Source organism: Delftia sp. RIT313, from assembly GCF_000632165.1.
Lineage (GTDB): Bacteria > Pseudomonadota > Gammaproteobacteria > Burkholderiales > Burkholderiaceae_C > Comamonas > Comamonas acidovorans.
The window spans coordinates 29004-43229 of record NZ_JFYT01000054.1; the positions used below are offsets into that span (position 1 = coordinate 29004).

Here is a 14226-nt window from a genome sequence, read left to right on the forward strand (position 1 = left end):
CTCAGGATATGGTGGACGCAGGCACGGCGGAATCGCCCACGCTGCAACGGTATGCATGCCAACTGGCACAGCCCAGCAAAGGCCCCACCAGCAGCAGGCCCGCGCCATACCACCACAGGGCAACCGCCACCAGCACGGTGATGATCGCGGCCCACTGCAGCATGACGGCCAGGTTCAGGCCGACCACGCGCATGCTGGTGATGCAGGCCGTGAGCGCATCGCTGCCCCGGTCCAGCATGGCCGGCAGCGCCACCACCATGCTGGCGAATACCAGGGCCGCGAAGGCGCCGCCGACCAGCAGGTAAATGGCCAGGAATTCCCAGTTCTCGGGCCGCGCCACGGCCTGCAGCATGCCGGCCGTGGTCGGCATGCCGGTATCGAAGAACACGGCAAAGACCACCATGGAGGCGCGCGCCCAGAGCATCTCCAGAACCAGCAGCACCATGACCAGCATGCCCATGCTGCCCATCTGCGTGTCCCAGCAGGTCAGCGAGCTGCTCAGTTGGGGCGGCAAGCCCCGCTCCAGCCGGCGGCTGGTGTCGTACAGGCCCATGGCCAGGAAGGGGCCGATGAGCAGGCAGCCGCTGGCCATGGCCATGCTGTATTCCGGGCTGGCGCGGAACACCCAGCCGATCAGCAGGGCCATGGCCCAGAAGCACAGGCCGTAGAACAGCGCCACGCCGGGCACACGCCGCAGATCGCGCCAGCCCAGGGCCAGCCAGCGCCAGGGATCGGCCATGCGCAGCAGTTGCACCTGCAGCATGCCGGCCGGGTTGTCGGAAGCTTTCTCGGGAGCGGGGGATGCCTGCATGCCTGGACCTCCTGGATCAGCGAGTCCAAAGTTATCGCAGCCATGGCACTGCTGCCATGGCGGAAACTACCGAGGCCCACCCAGACCCCCAGGTCTGTGCCCAAGTCAGCACTCAGGCCCGGACCAGCTTGCCCGGCTGGCCGGGCAGCACCTTCCAGGCCGCATCGCGCACAGCCTGGTATTGGCGGCTGAACACGGTGTCCACGTAGATCCACTCGGCCTGGCAGGCCTGCGGCGTGGCCGTGACGATCATGTAGCCACGGCGCGAGGTATCGCAGTACTTGAGCGTGGAGATGAATTGCAGCAGCGCGCCACGCAGCTGGGCCGGGTCCTGGCCAGACAGGTATTCCTCGAAACCCGGCGAGCTGACGGACGAGGTCGCGAACTCCACGCCCACGCCCTGCCCGCTGCGGTCACGCAGTTCGCTGGCCCAGGCATTGTGGGTGTCGCCCGCCAGCACGACCAGGTTCTTGCCCAGGCTGCGCGCCGTGGCCAGCACGGTCTCGCGTGCCACGGCATAGCCGTCCCAGGCATCGAGGTTGTAGGGAATGCTGGGCTGGGCCAGGATGGCCTTTTCCGCCGCCGTCAGGCTGGCCGGGTTCGCCTGCGCCTTGGCCAGCAGCGCCGCGTAGGCCGGCAGCGAGACACCGCTGCCGGGGCTGAGGATGTCCATCAGCAAGGGCGCCGGCAGCTCCATGCGCCCCATCAGGACCTGCTGGCCCAGCACCTGCCAGGTAGCCTGAGAGGCTGCCAGCTGCTGGCCCAGCCACTGGGTCTGGGTGGCGCCCATGAGCTGGCGCGCAGGATTGGCCATGTCGGAGGTGAAGCGTGCCGCGTCCAGGCCCTGGGCGGTGAAGTAGTCGGCGTAGTCCAGTTGTTTGTCGCGGCCGATGACGCGCGTGTCCAGCATGTGCAGCGCCAGCAGGTCGCCGAAGGCGAAGCTGCGGTAGATGATCTCGGGCTGCGCGTTGCGCGTGGGCATCCACTCGTGATAGGCCTTGAGCGCGGCCACCTTGCGCAATTCGAAATCGCCCTCGGTGGCCGGCTGGTGGTTTTCGGCGCCGTGCATCCAGGTGTCGTTGGAGACTTCGTGATCGTCCCAGACGGCGATCATGGGCGCCGCCGCATGCAGGGCCTGCAGGTCGGCATCGCTCTTGTACTGGGCATGGCGCTGGCGGTAGTCGGCCAGGCTGACGATTTCGTTGGACGGCAGGCTCTGGCGCTGCATGGCTTCGGCCTTGCCATTGGCATAGCCTCCGCGTGCGTATTCATAGATGTAGTCGCCCAGGTGCACGGTGGCATCCAGGTCGCCCTGGCGCGCGGCATGCGCGTAGACATTGAAGTAGCCCGCCGGGTAGTTGGCGCAGGAGAACACGGCCAGCTTGACCTGCTGCACGGCGCCCACGGGCAGGGTGCGCGTGCGGCCCGTGGCGCTGGTCATGCCCTGGCAGCGAAAGCGGTAGTGGTAGCGCGTGGCCGGCTTGAGGCCCGTGGCGTCGGCCTTGAAGGTGAAGTCCTGGGTGGCGCGCGCCATGGCCTTGCCCGACACCACGATGGTCTTGAAGTCGGCGTCCGAGGCCAGCTCCCACTCCACCTCGATGTCGCTGGAATGGCCCTGGGGTGGCGTCACGCGGGTCCAGAGGATGACGCGGTCACTCAACGGGTCGCCGCTGGCCACGCCGTGGCGGAACTCGACGGGAATGCTGCTGTCGCCATCGGAGCCGCCGCAGCCGGCCAGTGGCAGCGCCAGGGCCGATGCGCCCATGCCGCGCACGAAATGGCGGCGGCTGGCCACGATGCCGGGCCCATTGGGCGCGGTCTTCGCGTGCTGCAGGATATTGGTGATGCTCTCTTTGTGCTTCATGCTGGACCAGGGCCTGGAGGCCCCCGTGGGATGGTATGAAGCCAACGAGCATCGGTGTTGCCGGTGACAGGCGCATGTCACCGGCGCCTGGCGCTCAACTATGCGAACGCGGCGGCCAGGGCCTGCTCCAGGTCGGCACGCAGGTCCTGCACAGCCTCCAGGCCGATGGCAAAGCGCACCACGGTGCCGCTGCGCAGCTGGGGCGTGGGGCAGCTGCGCATGGACGGCAGCTCATAGGGCACGACCAGGCTGATGGGGCCGCCCCAGCTGTAGCCGATCTTGAACAGGCGCAGGCTGTCGCAGAAGCGGTCCACGGCCTGCTGGCCGTGGCGCGGGTCGATGACCACGCTGAACAGGCCGGCCGCCACGCCCTCGCCGCCTGCGACTGCGCCGCACAGGGCCTTCCAGTTCTCGTGGCCTGGAGCGCCTTCCAGCGCGGGATGCAGCACCTGGACCACGGTCGGCTGCTGCTGCAGCCAGCGCGCCAGCTCGCGCGCGGCGCGGTCCTGGGCGTGGTAGCGCAGCGCGATGCTGGGCAGGGAGCGCAGCACGGCCTCGGTGTCGTTGCCGCCCACGCCCAGGCCCAGGCGCATATGGGCCAGCTTGATGCGCATGTGCAGCGCCTGGTCGCGCGTGATGATGCTGCCCATGAGCACATCGCCACCGCCGCTGGGGTACTTGGTGAGCGCATGGACGGTGGCGTCCACGCCCAGGCTGTGCGAGCCGTCGCCCAGCAGGTCGAAGGGATTGAAGGCCAGGCCCGCACCCCAGGTGTTGTCCAGCACGGTGGTGATGCCGCGTGCGCGGCACAGGCGCACCATGGCGATGAGGTCAGGGAACTCCATGGTCACCGAGCCCGGCGCCTCCAGCCAGACCAAACGCGTCTTGGGCGTGATTTTGGCTTCGAGGTCGGCAACATCCATGGCGTCGTAGCACTGGTGGCGCACGCCGAAATGGGCCAGCTCGCCCTCGCTCAGGGTCTTGTTGGGACCGTAGGCGTTGTCGGGCAGCAGCATCTCGTCGCCGGTGCGCAGCAGGGCCAGAGAGGTGGTGGCGATGGCCGCCAGGCCGCTGGGCACCAGCAGGCATTGCAGGCCGCCTTCCAGCGCGCTCAGGCGCTCTTCCAGCAAGAACGTGGTGGGCGTGCCGTGCAGGCCGTAGGTGTAGCTGCTCTTGTCCAGCCACTGGCGGCGGCGCATGGCCGCCACGTTCTCGAAGATCACCGTCGAGGCCTTGTGCACCGGCGGCTGCGGTGCGACAAAGCCTTCGGGCGGCTGGTAGGGATGGTGGATGAGATGGGTGCTGATCTGCAGGTCGGGTGTGCTCATGCAGCGCATCTTATGCGCTGGGCCACGGCGTTCAGGCATAAAAAAACCAGGCGGACATAGCGCCTGGTTTTCATTGGGGGAGCAAAGCCGGTGGCTGCGATCAGCTGGCCTTGATCTCCAGCATGTTGCTGACGTTGTTCACGCCCTTGACGGCCTTGGCAATGTCGCCGGCGCGCATCTTGAGCGCATCGCTGGGCACCGAGCCGGTCAGCGTGACGGCGCCGGCCTTGGTGTCCACGTCGATCTTGAGGGCGGAGATATCGGGTTCCTTGATCAGGTCGGCCTTGATCTGGGCGGTGATGCCTGCATCGTCGAGCGCGGCGCCTGCCTGGCTCATGGCGTTGTTGGTGGCCGTTTCGGCCTTCATCGCGCCTTCCTCGATCTTGGTGCCGGCGCTGCTCATGGCGTTGTCGATCTTCTGGCCTGCGCTTTGCGCGGCCTGCTGGGACTGCTGGACGGCGGAGTCGAGCTTCTGGCCGGCAGTGTCTTCGGTCTTGCCGCATGCGGCGAGGCCGAAGGCCAGGGCGGACACGGCGAGGATGTGGCAGCAGCGTTGGGTGATGAAAGTCATGCGGTTACTCCTTGAATAGTTGTGAGGCGGTCAACACAGGCCTCGACTTTATTTATGGCCCTGGGACAAACCCATACGACGCCGACGCAAGCGCCTGTAGGACAAGCCCGAACATCCCGGCACCATCCAGTTAGCATGACAATAGCGGCCATGCATTCCCTGGCGCGCTGGTTTCCCTTCCTGGCATGGCCCAAACCCTCGGCAGCCGTGCTGCGCGGGGAGTTCTGGGCAGGTCTCACCGTTGGTCTGATGCTTCTGCCCCAGGGCGTGGCCTATGCAGCGCTTGCCGGCATGCCGCTGATCACCGGCATTTACGCCTCCATCGTCCCTGCCCTGGTGGCCGTGATGTTCAGCGGCTCGCCGCGCCTGGGTGTGGGGCCCACGGCCTTGAGTGCACTGCTGATCGGCGCCTCCCTCACGGGCCTGGCCGAACCCGGCTCCGCGCACTGGGTGGCCCTGGCCGCCTGGATGGCGATTCTTTCGGGGCTGGTGCAGTGGTCGCTGGGCCTGATGCGCGCCGGCTGGCTGCTCAACCTGGTGACCTCGCCCGTGCTCACGGGTTTCACGCAGGCGGCAGCGCTGCTGATCCTGGCCTCGCAGTTGCCCACCCTGCTGGGACTGCGTTCGACCTGGAGCGCGGTCTGGAACACGCCTTCGCTGCAGCTTTTCGACTGGCAGTCCATCCTCTACGGCATTGCCAGCATTGCGCTGCTGGTGCTGGCCAAGCGCTGGCGCGCGGCCTTTCCCTCGGCCATCTTCATCATTGCGCTGACCGGCGTGATCAGCTGGGCCACGGACTTTGCCGATGACGGGGGCGCCGTGGTCGGCCATCTGCCGGCAGGCCTGCCCAGCTTCCAATTGCCGGGATTGCTGAGCTGGGACGAGTTCGGCGCCCTGGTGATGCCCGTGCTGGTGATCTCGCTGGTGAGCTTTCTGGAGACGGCCTCCAGCGCCCAGGTGGAGCACCAGCAGGCCGGCACGCGCTGGAACGAGAACCAGGACCTGGTCGCCCAGGGGCTGTCCAAGATCAGTGCGGGCCTGTTCGGCAGCTTTGCCACCAGCGCCTCGTTCTCGCGCTCGGCCGTGAACCTGCTGGCCGGGGCCAAGACGGGCTGGTCCAACGTGTTCTCCATCCTGCTGGTGGTCATCGTGGTGCTGTGGTTCATCCCGGCGCTGTACCACGTGCCCAAGGCGGCGCTGGCGGCCATCGTGATCACGGCCGTGGTCAACCTGGTCAAGCCGCGCGTGCTGCTGCAGCTGCTCAAGGTGTCGCGCGTGGAGGGCAGCATTGCGCTGGCCACGCTGCTGCTGACCATCGTCACGGCGCCGCGCATGTACTGGGGCGTGTTCGCGGGCATTGTGCTGAGCCTGGGCTACTTCCTCTACCAGCGCCTGCATCCGCGCATCATCGAGGTGGGCCAGCATCCCGACGGCAGCCTGCGCGACCGCAACCTCTGGCAACTGCCGCCGCTGGCGCCGGGCCTGCTGGCCCTGCGCATGGATGCCGAGCTGGACTTCGGCTCGGCCTCGGCCCTGGAGCGTCGTATCGGTGACGAATGGGCGCTGCGCCCGGAGACACACCATCTGTGCCTGCTGGCCCAGCCCATCAACCGCATCGACGTGACGGGCGTGGAGACTTTCGTGCGCCTGCAACTGCTGGCGGCCAAGCGCAGCGGCGTGCTGCATGTGGTGGGCCTGAAGCTGCCGGCCGAACAGGTGCTGCTGCGGGCAGGCGCCCTGCACCGCGGACCGCACCTGCGGCTGTACCGCACCGATGCGGAATTCCTCGCCGCCCTTGCCCTGCCGCCGTTCGTGCCTGCACCAGGATCAACATCTGTTACCACCGATGGTGCAAAAGTCGATGCCGGCGCGGCGACAATTGAGCCTACACACTGATACACTTCACTGGCTTTTCATTCAGCCCTCCGTGACTGCCCCCGCATCCCACCAATCCGTATACCTGCGCGACCTGCGCCTGGCCACAGCCCACGCGCTGGTTACCCACGCTGGTGGGGCGGTCCATCTGCCCACGGATTCGCCGACGCGATATCTGCAGGCGCTGATCGATGAACTGTGCTCGCTGTCGCTGCGCGACCCGCTCACGGGGCTGGCCAACCGCCGCCATTTCCGCACCATTGCCGAGCGCGAGATCGACCGCGTGGCGCGGTCTGGCGAAGCGGCCCTGATGCTGATGCTGGACATCGACCATTTCAAGCAGATCAACGACCAGCACGGCCATATCGTGGGCGACCGGGTTCTGCAGTCGGTGGCCCGTACCCTGACCAATTGCGTGCGCCCCATGGACACGCTGGCCCGCTACGGAGGAGAGGAATTCGCCATCGTGCTGCCCGCCTGCCCTGCGACCTTCGGTGTCTCCGTGGCCGAACGCATACGCAGCGCCATCGAGCGCATGCCGGTCGTTATCTCACCCACGCTGACACTGCAGATCACCATCAGCATCGGCGGCGCCTATGCGCTGCAGTGGATACGCAGCACCACAACCTTGTGGACCGAGCGTGCCGACAAACAGTTGTACCTGGCCAAATCCGCCGGCCGCAACCGCGTGCACATTGAAGAACAACCTGACAGTACGGTAAGCGCGGAGGAAAAAAGCCTGCTTTTCGGACCTTTGTATGCCCCGTCCCCGTTTGACAATGGGCTGAATCCAGATATTGCAACCGATGTGGACCCCGAAGATGGACTCCGCTGATAGCCAGGTGGTAAGCGACAACGCCATTCCCCACCCCTCCCTGCCCGCTGCCGTTCCGATGAGCGATGCCGTGCGCGCCAAGCCGCGCGGACACATCATCGCCGTGACCAGCGGCAAGGGCGGCGTGGGCAAGACCTTCGTTTCGGCCAATCTGGCCGCAGCGCTGACACGCCATGGCCTCAAGGTCCTGGTGCTTGACGCCGACCTGGGTCTGGCCAACCTGGATGTGGTGCTCAACCTCTACCCCAAGGTCACGCTGCACGACGTATTCACCGGCCGTTCCTCGCTGGAGGAAGCCATCCTGCCCGCGCCCGGTGGCTACTCGGTGCTGCTGGCCGGCTCCGGGATGATCGAGTACTCGCGGCTCACGCCCGAGATCCGCCAGCAGTTCACGCACACCATCGAGACACTGGCCCCGCGCTACGACATCGTGCTGCTGGACACCGGCGCAGGCATCTCGGACGTGGTGCTGTTCTCCGTGTCCATGGCCACCGAGGTGCTGGTCATCGCCACGCCCGAGCCCACCTCGCTGACCGATGCCTATGCGGCCATCAAGGTGCTGGCCATCCAGCAAAAGCGCCAGCAGATCCGCCTGGCCATCAACCAGGCAGCACGCCCTGGAGATGGCCGCGCCATCACGGGCCAGCTGCAGCAGGTGCTCAACCGCTTTGTCAACACGGCCTCCGGCGAGCCATTGCGGCTCACGCACCTGGGCGATATTCCGTCCGACCCGGCCGTGCGCGAGGCAGTGATGCGCCGCCAGTTGCTGCTGCAGTCCATGCCCGGCGCACCGGCTTCGCTGGCAGTGGCCCAGCTGGCCAATAAAATCAAGGCCCTGCTGGTGTCGGGCGGCTGATCGGGCCGCCTCTCGCCGGCGCCCCGATACAACCCGCGGCCTGTGCCGCACCCGCCTGCCTGCCCGTGTCCGACATCCTCAATATTTCCTGCTACAAGTTCACGCCGCTGCCCGATGCAGCGGCGCTGCGCGACACCCTGGCCGAACGCGCCCAGGTCCTGGCGCTCAAGGGCACCATCCTCCTGGCCGAGGAAGGCATCAACTTCTTCCTGGCCGGCCCCGCACAGGCGGTGCACAGCTTCGTTGACCAGTTGCGCGCCGATGAGCGCTTTGCCGACCTGGCGCCCAAGGAAAGCTGGTCCGACACCGTGCCGTTTCGCAAGATGCTGGTCAAGGTCAAGCGCGAGATCATCCGCATGGACCACCCCACCATCCGCCCGGCAGAGGGCCGCGCGCCATCGGTCAGCCCCGCCACGCTGCGCCGCTGGCTGGAACAGGGCCACGATGACGAGGGCCGCGAGGTGGTGACGCTGGACACGCGCAACGACTTCGAGGTCGATGCCGGCGCCTTCAAGGACACCATCGACTGGCGCATCACCAAGTTCACCGAGTTCCCGCCCGCGCTGCGCGCCCACAAGGCCGATCTGACCGACAAGACCGTGGTCAGCTACTGCACGGGCGGCATACGCTGCGAGAAGGCCGCCATCCTGATGCGGGACGAGGGCCTGGAGCATGTCTACCAGCTGGAAGGCGGCATCCTCAAGTACTTCGAGGAAACCGACGGCGCCTTCTATGACGGCGGCTGCTTCGTCTTTGACGAGCGCCGGGCCGTGGGTGCAGACCTGGCCATCACGCCCTTGGCTCCGGCAGAGCCGCTGGAGCCGATACAGCCGACAAGCCCGCCAGGCAAGGCTTAGGCCTTCAGCCGCAGCGCCTGCTGCGCCACGCGCTCGCCGAACACGCGCGCCGTCTCCAGGTCGCCCGGCAGCATCTCGGCGGCCGAGGCATCCGAGGCCGATTGCGCCATGGCACCGCTGAAGGCGCCTATCCAGTTGAGGTCATTGCGCTGCGCGGCGCGCGCGTTGGACGGCAGCATGCCGCTGCCCACCCACAGGCCGCCATGCTGCATGGCCAGCTGGAACAGGTAGTCCAGCGTGGTCTGCTTGTTGCCGTTGACGCTGGCACTGTTGGTGAAGCCGGCGAACAGCTTGTCCTTCCAGGCCTGCACGAACCACGGCTTGGAAGAGGCATCGGCAAAGCGCTTGAACTGCCAGCTCGGCCCGCCCATGTAGGTGGGCGAACCAAAGATGATGGCGTCTGCCGCCGCCAGCAACTCCCAGCCACCCGCAGGCAGCTGGCCGTCGCTGTCGATCGACAGCATGCGCGCGCCTGCGCCGTCGGCCACGGCCTGGGCCATGCGCTGGGTGTGTCCGTAACCCGAGTGGTAGACCACCACGATATCTGCCATACAAGAAATCCAATCCTCGAACGCCCTGCGCAGCCACAGGCCAGCCAGCGCCGCATTCATCAATCCATCCACGCCAAAGGGCCCCGCAGCGCTGCTGCGGGGCCCACTCAAGACAGTAGCCTAACAAAAATCAGGGCATGGCCAACGCTGCCCCACCCACTCAATGGCGGCGCGCATCCACGCTCCAGCCGCCGGCACCGTGGGCGGCAAAGCCCAGCAGGCCGCCAGTCACGGCGATGTTCTTCCAGAACAGCAGCTGCTGCATCATGGCGGCGTCGGCCGGCACGCTCCAGTAGGTGTGAAAGAAGAAGCTGGCCACCAGCGTGAAGAACGCCAGCACCAGGGCCGCCCAGCGCGTGCACCAGCCCAGCAGCAAGGCCAGGCCGCCGACGATCTCCACCACCAGGGCAATCGCCACGCCGATCTGCGGCATGGGCATGCCTACCGATGCGGCATAGCCCACGGTCCCGGCGAAGCCTCCGATTTTCTGAAAGCCCGCAGGCACGAACATCAGCGCGATCAGGATGCGGCCGGCCAGCGCCAGCGGGTTGCTCAGACGGTTCAACATGATGGGTACTCCTCGTGAATCTTCAGAGCGTGCTGCGCACGCTCTCAGGCTTGCAGATCGAAGACCAGGACCTCGGACTGTTCCCCGTCGTGCAGGCGCAGTCGCGGTTCATTCTCCACAAGGGCCGCATCGCCCGTTGTCAGCCGTTGCCCATTGACGCTCAGCGTGCCGCGCACCAGGTGCACATAGGTCTTGCGGCCGGCGGGCAGTTCCAGTTCGGCCTGCTCATCGCCGTCGAACAGGCCTGCATAGAGGCGGGCATCGGCATGGACGCTGACCGAGCCATTCGCGCCATCGGGCGAGGCCACCAGGCGCAGCCGGCCGCGCTTTTCCTCGTCGGCAAAGGCTTTTTGCGCATAGCCGGGCGCAATGCCCGTCTCGCTGGGCAGCAGCCAGATCTGCAGGAAATGCGTGGTCTGGCCCGGTGCGTGGTTGTGCTCGCTGTGCACCACGCCCGAGCCGGCGCTCATGCGTTGCACCTCGCCGGGCGAGATGGTCTGCTCGTTGCCCATGCTGTCCTTGTGCGAGAGCCGGCCTTCGAGCACGTAGCTGATGATCTCCATGTCCTTGTGGCCATGGGAGCCGAAGCCCGTGCCCGGGGCGATGTGGTCCTCGTTGATCACGCGCAGGTTGCCAAAGCCCATGTGGCGCGGATCGTGGTAGCCCGCAAACGAGAAGCTGTGGTGCGAGCGCAGCCAGCCATGGTCGGCATGGCCGCGTTCCCGGGATTTGCGCAGGGCGATCATGTTTTTGTCCCTTTCCAACGTGTCAGATCTTCGAAACTCTTGCGTCGATGGCTCCACTGTAGAAGCCGCTGCCGCAGGCAAGGCGCAGCAGGATTGATGGCATCATTCAAAGCTTTTGAAGCCATAACGCCCCATGCCCAGCCCCCGTGACGTGCTCACCCCCGACAGCCTGGCCATGCTCCAGGCCATTGCCGAGGCCGGCAGCTTTGCCGCCGCTGCACGCCAGCTGGGCCTGGTGCCCAGTGCCCTGACCTACCGTGTGCGCCAGATCGAAGATGCGCTGGACGTGCTGCTGTTCGACCGCCGCTCGCGCCACGCCCAGCCCACTGAGGCCGGCCGGGAACTGCTGCGCGAGGGGGTGCGCCTGCTGCATGAGATCGACACCGTGGCGCATCGCGTACGCCGCGTGGCCACGGGCTGGGAGCCGCACCTGACCATCGTGGTCGATGGTGCCGTGGCGCGCACGCCGATGCTGGAGCTGGTCGAGGCCTTCTACGCCATGCAGCCACCCACGCGGCTGAAGCTGCGCGACGGCATCCTCACCGGCACGCTGGAGACGCTGACCTCGGGCCGCGCCGACCTGGCCATCGGGGTGGCGGTCAACTCCAGCAACGTGGCAGGCCTGCAGGCCTGCGAGCTGGGCGAGCTGGACTTTGTCTTTGCCGTGGCGCCCCACCATCCGCTGGCCACGGCGCCCGAGCCCATCACCGACGCCACCTTGCTGCAGCACCGCATCATCGCCGTGGCCGATTCAGGCCTGCGCGACAGCGCCAGCATGGGCCTGCTCAGCGGCCAGGACATCTTCACCGTGGACTCCATGCAGGCCAAGATCGAGGCCCAGGTGCGCGGGATAGGCTGCGGCTTCCTGCCCCATTTCATGGCCGATGTGTATGTGCAGGCCGGCCTGCTGGTGACGCGCCAGGTCGCCCGGCCCTCGCGCAATGTGCGCGTGCACTACGCATGGTCCGGCGCGCCGCAGCAGGTTCCGCCGCGCGCGCTGCAGTGGTGGCTGCAGCAGTTGGAGAGCCCCGCCACGCGCCGCGCTCTCATGGAAAATCATCACCGACATTGAGCTGGCGCACGCCGCCGGGCGGTCTTCGCGGGTGTAGAGTGGTTACAGGTCCCGGCCTGCCACGCCGCTGCGGTGGAGCAGGCCGGAAAGGACATGCTTCCCGGAATCTGCCACTGCCCGCAAAGGTCTGCTCCATGAACGCTTCCCGCGCTGCCTCCAAGTCCACGGTCAAGAAAAAGGCCACCAAGCCCCCCGAAGCCTCCAAGGCGCGCCCCAAGGCCGGCGCACGCCGCATTGCCGTGATTGGCGCCGGCATGGCGGGCCTGGCCTGCGCACGCACGCTGATGCAGGCCGGCCACGATGTCCATGTCTACGAGCGGCTGCCCCAGGTGGGCGGGCGCATGCGCTCTGTCAACGCCGCGCATGGCGCCTTCGACATCGGCGCGCAGTATTTCACCGTGCGCGACAAGCGCTTCGAGCTGGCCCTGCAGACCGTGCCCGGCCTGTGCCGCCCCTGGAGCGTGAGCACGCTGCGCGTGCTGGATGCGCAGGGCCGCCAGTCCAGCGCTGCCCCCGCACCCACCGAAGCCCATTGGGTGGCCACGCCCGACATGCAGGCCCTGCCGCTGGCCTGGGCCGCGCCGCTGTGGGATGCCGACCGCCTGCACCTGGGCCAGCGCGTGACCAAGCTCGAACGCCAGCCCGGCTCGCGCGGCTGGAGCCTGCATGTGGAGACGACCGAGCCGACCACGCAGATCCGCGCAGGCTTCGATGAAGTAATACTCGCCCTGCCCGCTCCACAGGCGCGCCAGCTGCTGCAGACCACGCCCCTGGCCCTGTCGCTGGTGCAGGGCATGGCGGCCGTGGAAATGGCGCCCTGCTGGGCGCTGACGCTGTCCTACCCCATGGCCACCGAGGCCGGCCTGTCCACCCTGGGGCCGCAGTGGAATGCGGCCCGCACCACGCATGAGCGCGCGGTCTGGGTGGCACGAGAATCCTCCAAGCCGGGCCGCTCCCAAAGCGAACGCTGGACCGTGCTGGCCAGCCCCCAATGGTCGCAGGAGCACCGCGCCGACGACGCCCCGCGCGTGCTGGCCAAGATGCAGAAGGCCTTTGGCGAGATCACGCGCATCCGCATCCCTCCCCGCCATGCCAGCGTCTACCTCTGGCCCCATGCGCAGACCCTGTCGCCGCTGGGCCGCAGCCATTTGCGCAACAAGGATGCGGGCCTTGGCCTGTGCGGCGACTGGTGCATTGGCCGCCGCGTGGAGGATGCCTTTGTCTCGGGACTGGAAATGGCCCTGGCGTTGGTTGCGGACTGAACCAGGCCACCAGGTCCTGGCAGGGGGCGGCGCAAGGCCTTAACATCCGGCCCCGATGATTCCCGCCGCCCCTGAATCCGCCGAAACCGGCTCCGCACCCGCCCCATCCCCGTATGTCGGCCGCTTTGCGCCCTCACCCACGGGCCTGCTGCATGCAGGCTCCCTGGTGGCGGCGCTGGCCAGCTGGCTGGATGCACGCGCCCATGGCGGCCGCTGGCTCGTGCGCATCGAGGACATAGACCCTCCGCGCTGCCAGCCCGGTGCCGACACCGCCATCCTGAACCAGCTTGCCACCTGCGGCCTGCTGCCGGATGAAGAGCCTGTCTGGCAGTCCCGCCGCCACACCTTCTACGAAAGCGCACTGGAGCGGCTCAAGGCCGGCGGCCTGGCCTATCCCTGCGGCTGCACGCGCAAGGACATCGAGGCAGCCTGGGAAAACCTGGGCTGGGCCCATGAGCGCCATGTGGAACGGCCCTACCCCGGCACCTGCCGCGACGGCCTGCACGGCAAAAGCGCCCGGGCCTGGCGCTTTGCGCTGGACAGCTTCACCCGCCACGACCCCGTGCTGCACTGGCAGGACCGCCGCTTGGGCGCCCAGCAGCAGGATGTGATCCACGGCGTGGGCGACTTTGTCCTGCGCCGGGCCGACGGCCTGTGGGCCTACCAGCTCGCCGTGGTCGTCGATGACGGCCTGCAGGGCATCACCCATGTGGTGCGCGGCGCCGACCTCGCCGACAATACGCCCCGCCAGATGCTGCTGCAGCGCGCCCTGGGCATAGGTCACCCGCAGTACCTGCACACGCCGCTGGTACTCATGCCCGACGGCGAAAAGCTTTCCAAGCAGCACGGCGCCCCCGCACTGGACCTGAGCGCCCCCGTGGCCGCGCTGCGTACCGCAGCCGCCCACCTGGGACTGCCCCAGCCATCACCCCAGGCCGCATTGGGCGAAGCGCTGCAGTTCTGGGTCAGGGGCTGGCGCCATACATACAATTGAGCCCGTGAACCCAATTTCTTCCCCCCAAGCCGAGCA

Annotated in this window: 14 protein-coding genes; 7 read left to right on the plus strand and 7 right to left on the minus strand. The window is 67.4% G+C overall.

Features of this window, described 5'->3' with window-relative positions:
• Position 1: 1 nt before the first annotated feature.
• From BW39_RS16085 to BW39_RS16100, 4 genes are all read right to left on the minus strand, one after another.
• Positions 2 to 811, minus strand: coding sequence for a DUF2189 domain-containing protein (locus tag BW39_RS16085; RefSeq protein WP_043822969.1), 810 nt, complete (start codon positions 809 to 811; stop codon positions 2 to 4).
• A 112-nt stretch (positions 812 to 923) separates the two neighbouring features.
• A complete protein-coding gene (locus BW39_RS16090) occupies positions 924 to 2675 on the minus strand; it encodes an alkaline phosphatase D family protein (protein ID WP_043822970.1) in 1752 nt (583 codons plus the stop codon).
• Positions 2676 to 2773: 98 nt separating this feature from the next.
• The gene (locus tag BW39_RS16095) at positions 2774 to 4003 is read right to left on the minus strand and encodes a PLP-dependent transferase (protein ID WP_043822993.1); all 1230 of its coding nucleotides are present in this window, start codon (positions 4001 to 4003) and stop codon (positions 2774 to 2776) included.
• Between the two features lie 100 nt (positions 4004 to 4103).
• The gene (locus BW39_RS16100) at positions 4104 to 4574 is read right to left on the minus strand and encodes a BON domain-containing protein (protein WP_013802176.1); all 471 of its coding nucleotides are present in this window, start codon (positions 4572 to 4574) and stop codon (positions 4104 to 4106) included.
• 150 nt (positions 4575 to 4724) lie between these two features.
• On the opposite strand from BW39_RS16100, the gene BW39_RS16105 reads away from it, so the two are divergent.
• From BW39_RS16105 to BW39_RS16120, 4 genes are all read left to right on the plus strand, one after another.
• The gene (locus tag BW39_RS16105; protein WP_043822972.1) at positions 4725 to 6470 is read left to right on the plus strand and encodes a SulP family inorganic anion transporter; all 1746 of its coding nucleotides are present in this window, start codon (positions 4725 to 4727) and stop codon (positions 6468 to 6470) included.
• Positions 6421 to 7284 carry a GGDEF domain-containing protein gene (locus BW39_RS16110; protein WP_081816226.1) on the plus strand — a complete coding sequence of 288 codons (864 nt, stop codon included), beginning with the start codon at positions 6421 to 6423 and terminating at the stop codon, positions 7282 to 7284. Before BW39_RS16105 ends, BW39_RS16110 begins: the two co-directional genes overlap by 50 nt.
• Positions 7271 to 8140, plus strand: coding sequence for a MinD/ParA family protein (locus BW39_RS16115; RefSeq protein WP_013802173.1), 870 nt, complete (start codon positions 7271 to 7273; stop codon positions 8138 to 8140). Before BW39_RS16110 ends, BW39_RS16115 begins: the two co-directional genes overlap by 14 nt.
• Before the next feature lie 65 nt (positions 8141 to 8205).
• Complete coding sequence (locus BW39_RS16120; RefSeq protein WP_043822974.1) at positions 8206 to 8997, plus strand: sulfurtransferase; 792 nt, start codon at positions 8206 to 8208, stop codon at positions 8995 to 8997.
• On the opposite strand, the gene BW39_RS16125 is transcribed toward BW39_RS16120, so the two are convergent.
• The 3 genes from BW39_RS16125 to BW39_RS16135 form a co-directional block, all read right to left on the minus strand.
• Positions 8994 to 9548 (minus strand): flavodoxin family protein, encoded by a 555-nt coding sequence (locus BW39_RS16125; protein ID WP_043822976.1) that lies wholly within the window; start codon positions 9546 to 9548, stop codon positions 8994 to 8996. The two genes, BW39_RS16120 and BW39_RS16125, sit on opposite strands and share 4 nt — an antisense overlap.
• Before the next feature lie 160 nt (positions 9549 to 9708).
• Positions 9709 to 10116, minus strand: a complete 408-nt coding sequence (locus BW39_RS16130; protein ID WP_012205870.1) for a DoxX family protein — start codon at positions 10114 to 10116, stop codon at positions 9709 to 9711.
• Positions 10117 to 10160: 44 nt separating this feature from the next.
• Positions 10161 to 10862 carry a pirin family protein gene (locus tag BW39_RS16135; protein WP_043822978.1) on the minus strand — a complete coding sequence of 234 codons (702 nt, stop codon included), beginning with the start codon at positions 10860 to 10862 and terminating at the stop codon, positions 10161 to 10163.
• Between the two features lie 133 nt (positions 10863 to 10995).
• Between BW39_RS16135 and BW39_RS16140 the strand changes: the two genes are divergently transcribed.
• The 3 genes from BW39_RS16140 to gluQRS all read left to right on the plus strand — a co-directional run bounded on the left by BW39_RS16140 (position 10996) and on the right by gluQRS (position 14190).
• Positions 10996 to 11934 (plus strand): LysR family transcriptional regulator, encoded by a 939-nt coding sequence (locus BW39_RS16140; RefSeq protein ID WP_013802168.1) that lies wholly within the window; start codon positions 10996 to 10998, stop codon positions 11932 to 11934.
• Positions 11935 to 12068: 134 nt separating this feature from the next.
• The gene (locus BW39_RS16145) at positions 12069 to 13196 is read left to right on the plus strand and encodes an NAD(P)/FAD-dependent oxidoreductase (RefSeq protein WP_034394361.1); all 1128 of its coding nucleotides are present in this window, start codon (positions 12069 to 12071) and stop codon (positions 13194 to 13196) included.
• 55 nt (positions 13197 to 13251) lie between these two features.
• Positions 13252 to 14190: a tRNA glutamyl-Q(34) synthetase GluQRS gene (gene gluQRS / locus BW39_RS16150; protein WP_043822980.1), complete on the plus strand. Its 939-nt coding sequence runs from the start codon at positions 13252 to 13254 to the stop codon at positions 14188 to 14190.
• Positions 14191 to 14226: the final 36 nt, after the last annotated feature.